Origin of the sequence: Glutamicibacter sp. JC586, from assembly GCF_009805585.1 — a bacterium.
GTDB lineage: Bacteria > Actinomycetota > Actinomycetes > Actinomycetales > Micrococcaceae > Glutamicibacter.
The window spans coordinates 184,379-198,091 of sequence record NZ_VHIN01000002.1 but is presented as its reverse complement, the minus strand read 5'-3'; the positions used below and the strand labels follow the sequence as shown (position 1 = coordinate 198,091).

At 54.5% G+C, this 13,713-nt stretch carries 14 protein-coding genes; 8 read left to right on the top strand and 6 right to left on the bottom strand.

The window, feature by feature from the left end; all coding sequences use genetic code 11:
- The first annotated feature begins 330 nt into the window (after positions 1–330).
- The 3 genes from FJV47_RS01140 to FJV47_RS01130 all read left to right on the top strand — a co-directional run bounded on the left by FJV47_RS01140 (position 331) and on the right by FJV47_RS01130 (position 2,792).
- Positions 331–1,278 carry a heme o synthase gene (locus tag FJV47_RS01140; protein WP_255474737.1) on the top strand — a complete coding sequence of 316 codons (948 nt, stop codon included), beginning with the start codon at positions 331–333 and terminating at the stop codon, positions 1,276–1,278.
- Between the two features lie 217 nt (positions 1,279–1,495).
- On the top strand, positions 1,496–1,846 hold the full coding sequence (locus tag FJV47_RS01135; RefSeq protein ID WP_159609306.1) for a PadR family transcriptional regulator: 351 nt from the start codon (positions 1,496–1,498) through the stop codon (positions 1,844–1,846).
- Entirely contained in the window at positions 1,830–2,792 is a 963-nt protein-coding gene (locus tag FJV47_RS01130) for a DUF1700 domain-containing protein (protein ID WP_159609305.1), read from the top strand. Before FJV47_RS01135 ends, FJV47_RS01130 begins: the two co-directional genes overlap by 17 nt.
- Positions 2,793–2,874: 82 nt before the next feature.
- Here the strand turns inward: FJV47_RS01130 and FJV47_RS01125 are convergent, their stop codons facing one another.
- Genes FJV47_RS01125 through FJV47_RS01115 form a run of 3 tightly spaced genes read right to left on the bottom strand, consistent with a single transcriptional unit; the run spans position 2,875 to position 5,559 of the window.
- Positions 2,875–3,813 (bottom strand): heme A synthase, encoded by a 939-nt coding sequence (locus tag FJV47_RS01125; RefSeq protein WP_159609304.1) that lies wholly within the window; start codon positions 3,811–3,813, stop codon positions 2,875–2,877.
- A gap of 31 nt (positions 3,814–3,844) precedes the next feature.
- A complete protein-coding gene (locus tag FJV47_RS01120) occupies positions 3,845–4,606 on the bottom strand; it encodes an ABC transporter permease (RefSeq protein WP_159609303.1) in 762 nt (253 codons plus the stop codon).
- Positions 4,603–5,559, bottom strand: coding sequence for an ABC transporter ATP-binding protein (locus tag FJV47_RS01115; RefSeq protein ID WP_159609302.1), 957 nt, complete (start codon positions 5,557–5,559; stop codon positions 4,603–4,605). Before FJV47_RS01115 ends, FJV47_RS01120 begins: the two co-directional genes overlap by 4 nt.
- Before the next feature lie 190 nt (positions 5,560–5,749).
- Here FJV47_RS01115 and FJV47_RS01110 point away from each other — a divergent pair, with 190 nt between their 5' ends.
- The 5 genes from FJV47_RS01110 to FJV47_RS01090 all read left to right on the top strand — a co-directional run bounded on the left by FJV47_RS01110 (position 5,750) and on the right by FJV47_RS01090 (position 10,451).
- Entirely contained in the window at positions 5,750–6,535 is a 786-nt protein-coding gene (locus FJV47_RS01110; protein WP_159609301.1) for a metalloregulator ArsR/SmtB family transcription factor, read from the top strand.
- A complete protein-coding gene (gene sufB / locus FJV47_RS01105) occupies positions 6,532–7,992 on the top strand; it encodes a Fe-S cluster assembly protein SufB (protein ID WP_159609300.1) in 1,461 nt (486 codons plus the stop codon). Before FJV47_RS01110 ends, sufB begins: the two co-directional genes overlap by 4 nt.
- Positions 7,993–7,994: 2 nt before the next feature.
- Positions 7,995–9,275: a Fe-S cluster assembly protein SufD gene (sufD, locus tag FJV47_RS01100; RefSeq protein WP_159609299.1), complete on the top strand. Its 1,281-nt coding sequence runs from the start codon at positions 7,995–7,997 to the stop codon at positions 9,273–9,275.
- Between the two features lie 61 nt (positions 9,276–9,336).
- Complete coding sequence (gene sufC / locus FJV47_RS01095) at positions 9,337–10,095, top strand: Fe-S cluster assembly ATPase SufC (RefSeq protein ID WP_159609298.1); 759 nt, start codon at positions 9,337–9,339, stop codon at positions 10,093–10,095.
- Between the two features lie 11 nt (positions 10,096–10,106).
- Positions 10,107–10,451 (top strand): metal-sulfur cluster assembly factor, encoded by a 345-nt coding sequence (locus FJV47_RS01090; RefSeq protein ID WP_159609297.1) that lies wholly within the window; start codon positions 10,107–10,109, stop codon positions 10,449–10,451.
- 73 nt (positions 10,452–10,524) lie between these two features.
- On the opposite strand, the gene FJV47_RS01085 is transcribed toward FJV47_RS01090, so the two are convergent.
- Genes FJV47_RS01085 through FJV47_RS01075 form a run of 3 tightly spaced genes read right to left on the bottom strand, consistent with a single transcriptional unit; the run spans position 10,525 to position 13,704 of the window.
- Complete coding sequence (locus FJV47_RS01085; RefSeq protein ID WP_159609296.1) at positions 10,525–11,688, bottom strand: thiolase family protein; 1,164 nt, start codon at positions 11,686–11,688, stop codon at positions 10,525–10,527.
- Entirely contained in the window at positions 11,685–13,121 is a 1,437-nt protein-coding gene (locus FJV47_RS01080) for a class I adenylate-forming enzyme family protein (protein ID WP_255474733.1), read from the bottom strand. The genes FJV47_RS01085 and FJV47_RS01080 overlap by 4 nt, the downstream gene beginning before the upstream one ends.
- A gap of 4 nt (positions 13,122–13,125) precedes the next feature.
- Positions 13,126–13,704, bottom strand: coding sequence for a biotin transporter BioY (locus tag FJV47_RS01075; protein WP_159609294.1), 579 nt, complete (start codon positions 13,702–13,704; stop codon positions 13,126–13,128).
- Positions 13,705–13,713 lie beyond the last annotated feature (9 nt).

Here is a 13,713-nt window from a genome sequence, read left to right as displayed (position 1 = left end):
GAAGTTTCAAAAATCTAACAATCGAAAACCTAGTTTGCGTGCCTGGTTGCCGCGCTAAGGGGCGGGGAGTTCAAATATTGAGACTTCATGACGCGCCTGCTTCCCCGACCAGTCACCAAAAATCACCTCACGATCAACATCCGTCCGGTGTACCGATGCTGATACCCATCTCAACAGGAGGGTTGATCGAGATCACCAAGAATTGGACAGGAACCACGCGCTAAGGAGTTTCAAAGAATTTCTATCGGGCGTAGAATGAGTGTGTCTATCTTGTACCCGTGAAGAACTGAGTGCGTTTAATTGAAGACTCAAAGTGTCGCCGGAGCATCAGTGTCGCGCGCCTCGCGTCAGCCTGGTGAAAGCGCCGGAGACTATGTGAAGCGCAAGGCCAGCGCTTATTTGGCGTTGACTAAGCCTCGTGTTATCGAGTTGCTGCTGGTGAGCACCTTCCCGACCATGATTTTCGCCGAGCGTGGCATGCCGCCGTTGTGGTTAATGATCTCCACTCTCGTTGGCGGTGCTATGGCAGCCGGCGCTTCAGGCGCATTCAACTGCTACATCGACCGTGATATGGACAAGCTGATGAAGCGCACCAAGGGGCGCCCGCTTGTTACAGGAGATCTCACGCCAAAAGAGGCTTTGATTTTCTCGTGGGTTCTGGCGATTGCATCTCTCGTTGTTCTATGGTTTGGCACCAATCCGCTGACCACTGCATTGGGCCTCGCTGCAATTCTTCTTTACGTCGTCTTCTACACGATGATCTTGAAGCGTCGAACGGCCCAGAATATAGTCTGGGGTGGTATTGCCGGTTGCATGCCTGTGTTGATCGCCTGGGCGGCAGTTACTGAAAAGGTAGAGTGGCCAGCTGTCATTCTCTTTTTGGTGATTTTCTTGTGGACGCCACCGCATTACTGGCCTCTGTCCATGAAGTATGCGGATGATTACAACGCTGCCTCGGTTCCTATGCTCGGCGCTATAGCCAATGCTCGTCGAGTTTCAGTCCAGGTCGTTCTGTACGCGTGGGCCACGGTTGTTTGTTCGTTGCTATTGGTCCCACTGGGTCACGCTGGCATTCTCTACACGGCCATTGCGGGCGGAGCCGGCATCTGGTTCATTGTTGAGTCGCACGTTCTTTATCGCGAAGCCCGGGACGAACATAAGCCTGCGGTGGTCAACCGTAAGGCTATGAAGGTCTTCCATATCTCCATTACCTACCTGACGATTGTCTTCTTGGCGTTGGCATTTGATCCTTTTGTTGGAAGCCCACTGTTCGGCTAGATCGCGACTAGTTCGCACTTCTCTAAAAACCCTCGTGCTCATTCTTTCGAATGAGTGCGAGGGTTTTTGTGTTTGGGATCGTCGTTGTTGGTTCGAAGGTTCACGCGGGTTCTGAGTCGTAGAACTATGAGATCTCTTGGTTGAAAGACGTTCATGGTTAGAGCTTGTCATTGAGTCATGCTATGCAAGCCTTGTTATGCAAGGTAAAATATTCTATATGTTTGAACAGCGCGAAAAGATCGCTACCAACATACGCAAGGGTGTACTTGAGTACTGCGTGTTGGGATCGCTGTCCAGCGGGGACAAATATGGGCTGGAGCTCGCAGAACAGCTCACAGAGCTGAACCTGACGGCGGGTGAAGGTAGCTTGTATCCCTTGCTGGCGCGAATGAAGGCGGCGGGACTAGTAGAAACCCAATGGCATGAAGGCGGAACCGGTAGGAAGCGAAAGTACTATTCGATCACGGCCCACGGACACCAGATGCTCAATGAGTTCCGTGCAGTATGGACCGAGATAGCAGGGCAGGTTGAACAAATACTTGGAGGGCAAAATGGCGAAGGTAGTTGAGACACCGAGCGTAGAGGAGTATCTCCGCGAGTTAAATCATCTTCTTCGCCATGTTCCGGTTCAGCTAAGGCACGAGCTCGTGGCCGATATCGCCGAGCACATTGACGAGGGTCGCGAACAAGGCCGCAGTGATCGCGAGATAGTGACCGCGCTAGGTAATGCTGAGTCTGTGGCGGCCCCGGTGCTGGAAGAAGTTCTTCTGCGCGGTGCGGCACCGACAATGAAGCGCAACCGCCGGGTGCTAGGTATCGTCGCGTTTGTTACGGGACTTTTTGCAGCGATCGTTTCGCGCTCTTCAGATTCCACTGTCATCAACATGACCTTTGGCCCCACAGAAATGCAGGGCGCAAGCATCAACTATGGGTATTCAGATATTTTTGCAGCGAGCCAGTTGCTCATATTTATCTCTTTAGGGCTGATGGTCGCCGCGTCCTCAGTAATGAGGCCGAGGATAGCGCGTAGCTACAGCGTTGCAGCCGCCATCGTAATGACGGTTGTGGTGATCATCTGTGGCACTGGGTTGGGGATGTTCTTTGTTCCATCGATGGTGGCTGCCTGGTTGTTAGCCGGGGCCAACAACCTAAAAATGGGTGCGGATCAAAGGGATCGGCGTTCAAGAACAGTGAGAATAGTCGGGGGCATTGCGTTGTTGCTTCCATCGAGTCTGGCCGTTGCCGGTATTTTGTCGGGTTCGGTCCTAGGGGTAGGCCCATATATCTTCGTGGCCCTTGGGCTTGCCTGCAGTGTCGGCTACCTCAAATCATTCCGATTCGCGCAGTGGCTGGCATGTATCACCGGTGGTTTGCTCATGGTCATGGCGATCATAGATCAAGGTATGCTGATGGCAGCTTTTTGGCTTGGTGGCATCATGTACTTTTTCTTTGGTTTGTACGGCCTCTTGTGGTTCAGTGACCGGCGTGCCGTTTCTACCACAGTCTTGCAGTGAGCTGAGGCGGTCATTTATTTTCAACTACACTTCGGGCGGCCATGCAATACGCATGGCCGCCCGAAGTGTAGTTGGACAGTTATTAGTTCTGGACGCGCTTGTACTTTGGAAGCAAGGTCGCCCGGTCCCATACGTCGCCACTGGCAACTAGGAGCAGGCTCGCGCCAAGCATATGAAGTAGGACCAACCCGATAGGTAGTCCGGTGAAATGCTGGACATAACCGATGGCGGCCTGAAGGGCGATAACTGCTACAAGCCACAGCACCGGAGCGCGCAAGTGGCGATCCGCTGTAGACCGTGAAATCAGTACTAACAACGCAATAGTGGCAAGCACCAAAAGGTAGACAGGAGCGGTGTGCATGCGTGTCACGAGCAGTGGATCAAACATATGACGAGGTGCTGTGGCATCACCAGCGTGAGGGCCGGTACCTGTGACGATGGTCCCCAGAATGACCGAAATGATCGAGAAGATCCAAGCCGCGATTGAAACCTGACGGATGGTCCTTGTTGTTGTTGGAAAGGACAGCCTCTTGAGTTCAGTTCTTGTCCTGTTGACCAGCAAGGTTGCCAGCGTAACCAAGGTTCCAGAGAGTAAGAAGTGCAACGAAACAATCCATGGATTCAAGCCGGTAAGCACGGTAATTCCACCGATGACGCCTTGAGCCGGGATACCTAGGAGAAGTACGAGTCCCAATTTGAAGATGGTTGGGTGGCTGCGTCGCATTGACCAAACCGAAACAATGAATGCGATGGCAATGAACAGCAATACAAAAGTCAACGTGCGGTTCGCAAACTCGATAATGCCGTGAATGCCCATCGCCGGAACCGGAGTCATAGACCCGGGAACGCAGTTCGGCCAGCTTGAGCATCCCAAACCAGACTTAGTAAGTCGCACAGCGCCACCGGTGACGATGATGCCGATCTGTGAGATCAGCGATGCGATCGCCAGACCGTGCACGAGAGGTGTGACTTTCGTGGGCAACTTCTCGGCCCAGCTTGATGCGGCTAGGTCAGAGGACATGGGAATCTCCCTTAGAGGTTGGGATGGTGGGTTAGTTCCACTTGAATAGTTTGATCGCTGCAAAGGACGCGGCTGCGGACCACAGAACTAGGAAAATCAAGCCGGCGATGCTGAAGTGCCCTGAAATGAGTGCATCGCGCATCGCGTCACCTAGCGCGGCAGATGGCAACGCGTTAAGCGTGGGTTGGATCCAGTCTGGTGCCATGCTCAGCGGATAGAGAACTCCACCGGCACCGGCCAAGAGGATCCAAGCCAGATTGGTGATGGCAAGTGTCGCTTCTGGCCGTACGGTCCCTGCAATGAGCAATCCCAGTGAGGTGAATGCTGCCGCGCCAAGTAGCAAGAACAAGATCGCTGGAACTATACCCACTAGATTTGGTTCCCAGCCCATGAACAGACCTACGACACTGATCAAAATGACCTGGATGACCAAAACAGTCAAAACAGCGATTACCTTGCCGAAGATCAGACCGGCTTTGCCCAGGGGAGTAGTAGAGAACATCTTGAGTACGCCATAACGACGGTCAAAGCCTGTACCGATGCCCTGACCGGTAAACGCTGTAGAGATGACACATAGTGCCAATACTCCAGGAACTGCTGCGTCAATGCTTCGTTCAGCTACACCGTTGAGCAGGTCGGTGACGCTCAATACGATCAAGGCGATCAGTGGCATTACTACTGCCAGGATCAGCTGCTCGCCGTTGCTGAGCATTTGAATGGACTCGTACTTGCCCTGAGCAAGAATACGTTTGAGTGGGGACGTGGCGTTCGACGCTATAACTTGCTGGCTCATGCCCGTTCCTCCTTCTGTGCGAATTCGAGGAACACGTCTTCCAAGCTGCGCGACTGAAGGTTCAGCTGTGTCGGCAAGATGTTTTCCTTGACCCACCAGGTAGTGAGCCAGTTCAGGTGCTCGGGGGAGTTAACGCCGTCTAGACGGTATTCACCGGCCGAAGTTTCTGAAAGATGTAGACCCGTTGGGGGTTCTGGAAGTACCAAGCCTGCAGGTCCTGCAAAGGCAATTGGGCGAGTGTCCTGATCTTCGGCGGCTCGCTCGATTAGTTCTGCCACGGTGCCTTGAGCCACAGTGCAGCCCTTGTCGATGATGTAGACGTAGTCACTCAACCGCTGGGCATCATCCATGAGATGGGTAGTGAGAATGATCGCCTTGCCAGCATCACGCAACTCGGTGATCAAATCGAAAACTACTTGGCGGGACTGCGGGTCCAACCCCGCGCTAGGCTCATCGAGGAAAAGAACTTCGGGATCGCCTGCCAGAGCAATAGCCATGGCAACGCGCTGCTTCTGACCGCCGGAGAGGCGACGAATGGTGCGCGTTCCGAAGGATTCAAGATCCAGGCGTGTGATCAACGAATCAATGTCGATAGGGTTCTTATATAAGGAAGCTACGTGACGCAGCAATGGAATTGGGCGCATGGATGGTGGAAGCCCACCATCTTGAAGCATGACCCCAACGCGTGAGCGCAGGTCCGGGTTATCGCCGTAAGGATCTTGCCCCAGCAGTTCTACCGTTCCACCGTTTGGCTGCAATAATCCCTGAGCACAGGCAAGCGTTGTAGATTTACCTGCGCCGTTTGCCCCGAGCAATGTGGTGACTTTGCCGGGATAAGCCTTCAGAGACACCGATTCAAGGACGCGCAACATGCGGTTGTCTAAGGCCGGTACGGGCCCTAGATCTTTGGCCAGTTCATTGATGATCAGACTGGGAGTATGGGAAGACACCAAAACATTCTACGACATGTCGAAGTTGGAATTTTGAGGACCATGTCACCATCACTCGCAGTTCTTGACTACCAGCGAGAGAATGAGTATCGCAGTACGGATCAATAGGGACCCAGGAGCGGGGTGGGCAAGCTCTCACTTAGTAAGCCCTTCCTTACTAGACCTAGAGCAAAAATTTACGCATGATTGTGTTGTGTATTCATCAAATTTAGACTCAGCTAATAGCTCCACTGCCGAAACAGTTGGTGCAGTTGGGGATACCGAAGAACGCACGCGCGATCGTGTTCTCTACGCAGTGCTAGAGGACGGACCTGTGAGTGCGGCGGAGCTTGGCAACAAGCTTGGTTTCACTCCAGCAGCAGTTCGCCGACACCTTGACGCGCTCTCGAAGTCGGGACTTGTCGAAGTGAAATTGGTGGCAAACCAGAAGACTGGCGCCGGGCGCCCATCGCGGCGTTACGTGCTTTCGCACCGTGGCCAGGCGAAGCTCGGAAACGACTACCTGGAAATTGCCACTGATGCACTAAAGATGCTTGGTAACGCAGCCGGAGACGAGGCGATTCGCACCTTTGCGAAAAATCGCTTCGCCGAAATGGAGACCCGATACGCCAAGGCGCTCATCGGAGTCGAAGGACTGGAAGCACGAGCCGAGGTACTAAGCAATCTCCTTAGCGCCGATGGGTTCGTGGGGTACAGCCGAAAAGTAGATACAAAAGTTGCAACCGCTTTGATGCACAGCGTTCAGCTGTGTCAGGGGCACTGCCCGATACAAGACTTGGCACGTGAGTTTCCGGTGTTTTGCGACATCGAAACCGAAATGTTCGCCCGACTAATAGGAGTCGACGTTCGACGATTGTCGACCCTTGCCGGCGGCGGCCACGTGTGCACGACCCACATCCCCGTGGGGCGTGAAAAGGCGCCAATGCGCGCCGAGAAGAGAACTCGAATTCAGTTCACGAAGCAGGAGAGGCCGCGATGACGGATCAGATTGCACAGGAGTCAGCAGACCCAGGTGTAATTTCCGAAATTCTGGAGAAGAACCCCGAACTCCACGGAATCGGCAATTACGAATATGGCTGGTCAGATAAGAACGACGCGGGTGCTAACGCTCGCCGCGGCGTTGACAAGGATGTAGTGGCGAATATTTCGTCACTGAAGTCCGAGCCAGAATGGATGCTCGACCGCCGCCAGAAGGCGCTGAAGTACTTCGATCGCAAGCCAATGCCAACCTGGGGTCCAGACCTCTCGGGCATTGACTTCGACAACATCAAGTACTTCGTGCGTTCCACCGAGAAGCAGGCTGCTACTTGGGATGAGCTTCCAGAAGACATCAAGAACACCTACGACAAGTTGGGTATTCCTGAGGCTGAAAAGCAGCGCCTGGTTTCCGGCGTTGCCGCTCAGTACGAGTCTGAGGTTGTTTACCACCAGTTGCGTGAAGACCTTGAAGCTCAGGGTGTGATCTTCCTTGATACCGATACCGGTCTGAAGGAACACCCAGAGATCTTCGAAGAGTACTTCGGTTCGGTTATCCCTGCTGGCGATAACAAGTTCGCTTCGCTGAACACCGCCGTATGGTCTGGTGGATCCTTCGTTTACGTTCCTAAGGGCGTACACGTAGAAATTCCACTGCAGGCCTACTTCCGTATCAATACGGAGAACATGGGTCAGTTCGAACGCACCCTGATCATCGCCGATGAGGGCTCGTACGTTCACTACATTGAGGGTTGCACCGCCCCGATCTACCAGTCGGACTCGCTGCACTCGGCCGTTGTGGAAATCATCGTGAAGAAGAACGCCCGCGTTCGCTACACGACGATCCAGAACTGGTCGAACAACGTGTACAACCTGGTGACCAAGCGCGCCGTCTGTGAAGAAGGCGCAACCATGGAATGGGTCGATGGCAACATCGGTTCCAAGGTCACCATGAAGTACCCAGCGGTTTACCTGGTTGGCGAGCACGCTAAGGGCGAGACCTTGTCCATCGCTTTCGCCGGCGAGGGCCAGCACCAGGACACCGGTTCCAAGATGGTTCACATCGCTCCGAACACTTCCTCGGCCATTGTGGCCAAGTCGGTGGCTCGTAACGGTGGACGCTCGGCTTACCGTGGTCTGGTTCAGGTTCAGGAAGGTGCCAAGGGCACCAAGAACTCGGTGGTTTGTGACGCACTGCTGGTTGACCAGATTTCGCGTTCAGATACCTACCCATACATTGACGTTCGTGAAGACGATGTCACCATGGGCCACGAGGCTACCGTTTCACGTGTTTCCGAAGAGCAGCTGTTCTACCTGATGTCCCGCGGCATGGCCGAGGACGAAGCCATGGCGATGATCGTGCGTGGCTTCGTTGAGCCAATTGCTCGCGAGCTTCCTATGGAATACGCGCTGGAACTGAACCGCCTTATTGAACTTCAGATGGAAGGATCGGTCGGTTAAGAATGTCGGAGACCACCACCCACATCCCAGACGAGAAGGTACGCATTGGCGCACCATCCATCCCTGGTTTCACCGAAGAGGGCGAAGACCTTTCGCCAATCAACGACAATGACAACTCGCCACTAGGCGGTGCGTCTACCAAGGCACACAGCCACGGTGGCGGAGTCGAAACTCCTGATTCTTCGCGTGCCGGTCGTTTGACCAGCACCAACGTTGAGGATTTCGCCAAGTTGACCGGTCGCGAAGAGGACTGGCGTTTCACCCCGCTGAAGCGCCTGTTGGGTCTGCACAGTGAGGATCTCACCGGTGCTGCTCCAAAGGTTGAACTCACCGGAAACGACATCGCTCAGCTTTCGGTAATCTCGGCTGAGGATTCGCTCAACGGTGTTGCGCACACTCCCGATGATCGTGTTTCTGCCAATGCTTGGAAGTTTGCTTCCCAGACTCAGGTAGTGACCATTCCAAAGAATGCTGAGGGCGCGAACGCTAGCCTTCGCATCACCGGCGAGTCACTGGTTCCTGCAGCCCAGCACCTGATCATTGTTGCTGAAGAGAACTCGGAAGCTACCGTGATCTTGGACCACGTTGGTTCGGCAGTGCTGGCGCAGAACGTCGAATTTGATGTTCGAGCCAACGCTCGCTTGACCGTGGTTTCACTTCAGGCTTGGGAAGATGACGCAGTGCACGCTTCCTCACAGCAGGCAGTGGTGGCCCAGGGTGCTTCGTTCAAGCACATCGCCGTATCCTTCGGTGGTGACCTGGTTCGCGTGAACCCATCGGCTCGCTTTGCAGGCGAACGTGCGGAGATTGAGCTTTACGGCTTGTACTTCGCAGATGCTGGTCAGCACCTTGAGCACCGTCTGTTCGTTGACCACGCAGTCCCTAACTGCAAGTCCAACGTACTGTACAAGGGTGCGTTGCAGGGCAAGGACGCACACACCGTTTGGGTTGGCGACGTGCTGATTCAGAAGGCAGCTGTGGGCACCGATTCCTACGAAGCTAACCGCAACTTGGTATTGACCGACGGTGCACGTGCTGACTCGGTTCCTAACCTGGAAATCGAAACTGGTCTGATTGATGGTGCTGGACACGCATCGACCACCGGCCGCTTCGATGACGAACACCTGTTCTACCTGATGGCCCGCGGTATCGATGAAAAGACCGCACGCCGCTTGGTAGTGCGTGGTTTCTTGAACGAAATCGTTCAGCAAATCGGCGACGAAGCTCTTCAGGAGCGCCTGACCGAGACCATCGAAGAAGAACTGGCTGCTACCGAGAACTAGGTAGTGCTCGCTTCACCAGCTTTTTAGCCTCAGAGCTTTTTAGAAAGAAACGGAACGACGTATGTCTACTCTGGAAATCAAAGACCTGCACGTCTCGATTGAAACCGAGCAGGGCGAGAAGGAAATTCTCAAGGGTGTAACCCTCACCATTAACACCGGCGAGACCCACGCAATCATGGGTCCTAACGGTTCAGGCAAGTCGACCTTGGCTTCGACGATTGCCGGCCACCCACGCTACACCGTCACCTCCGGTTCCATCACCCTCGATGGTGAAGATGTACTGGAGATGAGCGTTGACGAGCGCGCCAAGGCTGGCTTGTTCTTGGCTATGCAGTACCCAGTTGAGGTACCAGGCGTAACCATGACCAACTTCCTGCGTACCGCCAAGACCGCCATCGACGGAGAAGCTCCGAAGCTGCGTACCTGGACCAAGGACGTCAAGGAAGCATTCAGCAAGCTGAAGATCGATGCAGACTTCGCTGGCCGTAACGTCAACGAAGGCTTCTCCGGTGGCGAGAAGAAGCGCGTTGAGATCCTTCAGCTTGAGCTGTTCAAGCCTAAGTTTGCAATTCTCGACGAGACCGACTCGGGCCTTGACGTTGACGCGCTGAAGATCGTATCCGAGGGCGTTAACCGCGCTCAGGATGAGAACGAGATGGGTACTCTTTTGATCACCCACTACACCCGTATCCTGCGCTACATCAAGCCACAGTTCGTCCACGTGTTTGTGGATGGTCACGTAGCAGAACAGGGCGGCCCGGAACTTGCCGACCGTCTGGAAGAAGAAGGCTACGACCGTTACCTGAACGTCAAGGCCTAAGGGTATTTTTCATGAGTGAATCAACCGAACAGAGCCAGGGAGCCGTCTCGACTCCACTGGAAGACGTTGAGGAAGCACTAAAAGACGTTATTGACCCGGAACTCGGTGTTAATATCGTCGATCTAGGGCTGCTCTACGGCTTGAAGTACGCAGAAGACGGAGTTCTACTGCTGGATCTCACCTTGACCACCGCTGCTTGCCCGCTCACCGATATTATCGAGGAGCAGGTTGCCAAGGCACTGGAGAGCATTGTCGATGATCACCGTCTGAACTGGGTCTGGATGCCACCTTGGGGTCCAGAACGTATTACCGATGACGGCCGCGATCAGATGCGAGCCCTTGGGTTCAATATCTAAGCACCAGCTCTAAAGCGCGAGGCGCTACCAACCCCACGGGGTCGGTAGCGCCTCGCGCTTTATGTATCTGTTGCTACAGGCACACGGATTCAAAACCTATTGCACTACCAGTCCCACCGGCAGCTGCCATAAGTGCGATAGACCTCTGCCCTGGAAGTTTCTTTCTTCGGGCTTGCGAGAAAAGCCTGGTGAGTAGCACCGCGCCGCTGGCTCCGTACGGATGTCCCAGCGCTAATGCGCCACCTTCCCGATTTACTGTGTCGGTAGCGATGCCCAGTTCATCGAGACAAGCGAGCGCTTGAACGGCGAAGGCTTCATTAAACTCGATCAGTGGCGATTGCTCTTGTGTCTCGGCGCCCAATAGTTTGATGAGCTTTTGATAGGCGGGAGTAGCGGCCATTCCTAGAACTTCTGGATCGCAACCTGCGGAGGATGAACCAAGATAACGCAAGGCGAAATCAGGCTGTATCTGTTCAAGCACCCTTTCGCTAACAAGAAGCACTGCGCTGGCCCCGTCATTGATCGGGCAAGAATTTCCCGCAGTGACGCTGCCACCTTCCGCGAACGCTGGTTTGAGCGCGGCCAGCTTACTTGCGCTGAGCGTTGGTCGCGGACAGGTGTCCGCTCCAACTAGTGACGACGCGGTCTGGATTGGCACAACTTCATCGCGAAAAATTCCCGCCGCTTGAGCCTGAACGGCCCGCTGATGACTTTGCAGAGCGAAAGCATCCTGACGTTCACGAGTGACAACGAACCGTTGAGCGATGTTTTCCGCCGCTGTACCCATATCAGGATCTGGATCGGGGCGTGGAGTAAAACGTGCCCGGGAATATAATTTCGGCGGCGCGATCATCGAGGTCTGCTTTTCGACTCGCCACGGGGCTGTGCTCACTGATTCCACGCCACCAGCGAGCACTACATCCGCCTCACCACAGCTGATCATCCTCGCTCCGGCTGCAATGGCCTCTAATGCGCTGGCACACTGTGCATCGAGGCTGGTAGCTCCCACCGATGACGGGAGCTTTGACGCCAGCGCTGCAACCCTGGCGATATTACCTCCGGGCCCGGCGGCGTTGCCAGCAAACACATGATCTACAGAAGCGGGAGCAATCGAGCTACATTGAAGCAGGGCATCAAAAACCGGTGCCAGCAGGCGCTCGGCAGTGGTGCGGGCATATTCTTTTCCGGCCCGGACGATGGGAGTGCGTAACGCATTGATAATGAAGGCGTCAGTCATCTTAATCGCACCCTTTTCATGATTTCGTTGGCTTGTTCCAGTGGTGATGGGATTTTTGCTTTTCCGCTGAAGGTTTGTGGCCACTGGCTGAGAAAGACAATTTCGTGGGGAATCTTGTACGTCGGTAAGAGTTGTGCGAGTTGTTTCTGAAGACTTTGTTCATCGACCGGGGCCGAACATACGTAGGCGATCAGACACGCTTGATCACGACCATCAGAAACTCGGATTTTGACCTGTGGCAGGCCGATTTGTGCGAAGACTTGCTCTAGCTCCTGCACATAAATGTTGTTGCCGTTCAGAATCAACATACCGTCCGAACGTGGCTGGAAAACTATTCCTTGTTGCCCTACCAGGCTGGCTCGATCGCCAATGCTTGTTGATTTGTTGCATCGGGCTATTGGTGGAGCAGTCTCTGTGAGATAGCCCTTGGCATTAAAAGGACTGTCTACATAGACCTGGCCCGTACCAGTGGGTGTGTCGTGGTCATGGAGGTGAACTTTTACTCCGGGGAATAAGACCCCAGTAAAGCTTCCCAGGTTCGCCCCTCGAGGCGCCCGTTGCGAGTAGGCGATCAAACTGTGTTCGCTACTGCCGAAGTATTCAACGCAACGTTTCATTTTAGGTAGATCGTATAGCCGGTCCACCAACTCGGCACTCAATGATTCGCCGCCACTGACAACGCAAGTAATTTCGTTGACCAGCTCCGAATCTAGGCTATCGAGCATCCGTTGAAGAATAGTGGGAACGCTGACTATTCGATTGCAGCTAACGCGCCGAAGGAGGGAAGCGGTCCGGTTAGCATCCCAACGGCCTGCGCCAACGAATGTTCCACCGGTCTGTAAGGACTCCACTAACGAATACAGACCAAGACCGTGCGAAACCGGTCCGGGGGACAGCGTGACACATTGATCGGTGGCCCCCAAAATCGAGGCGCCGGCATTGATGGACTTTGTCCAAGACTGTGCACTTCTCAAGATTGCTTTGGGGTGTGAGGTTGTGCCCGAAGTGCAAATAATCAGCAACTCACGCTCCGGCACATTTGAACACGGGCTCAGCTCACAGCCCGAACTACTCTGGGGTACGTCAATAAGGCTCAGATTGTTTTCTAGTAGTGCTGCTGGAAGATCCTGAGCAATCAGATGGGTGCACCCAAGCCGGGCGACCATGTCGCTTAATAGGGACGCGGGCCACGCGGGATCGAGCACCACCAGCGTCTTGCCCGATAGCGCGCATGCTTGAAAACCAAGAGCCATGTGGGCTGGCTCGCTAGTCAAGATTCCGACGCGTTGGTGTGGAACCTCAGCCAACGTAGTGGCTAACTGAGCCGTAAGGTCAGCTAGCTGCGCATAGGTCAGTTCATGACTAGCAGTGCGCACAGCAAAATGATGTGGTCGCACCCGCGCCCAGTGAACCAGAGCGTCCCAAAAATCCATGCTGTTACTTCATCAGCCCGCGGTAACTGCGGTGAACCGTCAAGGCCACCAGAGTGGTCACAACCGCTTTGAAAAGGTCTCCTGGGAGGAACGCTGCCGAGCCAAGCAATGAAGTGCCGAAATCAAGACCGGTAACCATTGCGGTCCACGGGACACCACAAAGATAAATACCGCCGATTCCTCCGGCGGTGACTGAGGCTAGCCCAGCGAGGAATTGTGCCGTTTTGCCGGTAACGCGAAGGACCCAGTACTTGAACAATGCTCCGATAATGAAAGAACCCAGAATCCAGCCAACCAAGTATCCACCGGTTGGGCCTAGCAGTACTCCAAGTCCGCCACGTCCGCCGGCCAGTAATGGTAGCCCGGCCAATGCCAGCACAACCACAACCAGTGACGCCATCGCACCGCGCCAAGGACCAAGCAGTGCCCCGGCCAACATGACGCCCAAGGTTTGCAAGGTGATAGGCACTGGAATGATGCCAAGGGTAATAGGTGGAAGTAGTCCCATAGCGGCAATCATGGCGGCGAAGATAGCAATGTAAACGGTGTTCTTGGTCTGGGATGTAGAAGTGGAGAGCGACATGGTTTTCCT

What these genes read in the sequence shown, in the direction of transcription:
- FJV47_RS01135 (WP_159609306.1), top strand. Translation starts at nt 1,496, where the DNA reads ATGTTTGAACAGCGCGAAAAGATCGCTACCAACATACGCAAGGGTGTA.
- FJV47_RS01130 (WP_159609305.1), top strand. Translation starts at nt 1,830, where the DNA reads ATGGCGAAGGTAGTTGAGACACCGAGCGTAGAGGAGTATCTCCGCGAG.
- FJV47_RS01125 (WP_159609304.1), bottom strand. Translation starts at nt 3,813, where the DNA reads ATGTCCTCTGACCTAGCCGCATCAAGCTGGGCCGAGAAGTTGCCCACG.
- FJV47_RS01120 (WP_159609303.1), bottom strand. Translation starts at nt 4,606, where the DNA reads ATGAGCCAGCAAGTTATAGCGTCGAACGCCACGTCCCCACTCAAACGT.
- sufB (WP_159609300.1), top strand. Translation starts at nt 6,532, where the DNA reads ATGACGGATCAGATTGCACAGGAGTCAGCAGACCCAGGTGTAATTTCC.
- sufD (WP_159609299.1), top strand. Translation starts at nt 7,995, where the DNA reads ATGTCGGAGACCACCACCCACATCCCAGACGAGAAGGTACGCATTGGC.
- sufC (WP_159609298.1), top strand. Translation starts at nt 9,337, where the DNA reads ATGTCTACTCTGGAAATCAAAGACCTGCACGTCTCGATTGAAACCGAG.
- FJV47_RS01090 (WP_159609297.1), top strand. Translation starts at nt 10,107, where the DNA reads ATGAGTGAATCAACCGAACAGAGCCAGGGAGCCGTCTCGACTCCACTG.
- FJV47_RS01085 (WP_159609296.1), bottom strand. Translation starts at nt 11,688, where the DNA reads ATGACTGACGCCTTCATTATCAATGCGTTACGCACTCCCATCGTCCGG.
- FJV47_RS01080 (WP_255474733.1), bottom strand. Translation starts at nt 13,121, where the DNA reads ATGGATTTTTGGGACGCTCTGGTTCACTGGGCGCGGGTGCGACCACAT.
- FJV47_RS01075 (WP_159609294.1), bottom strand. Translation starts at nt 13,704, where the DNA reads ATGTCGCTCTCCACTTCTACATCCCAGACCAAGAACACCGTTTACATT.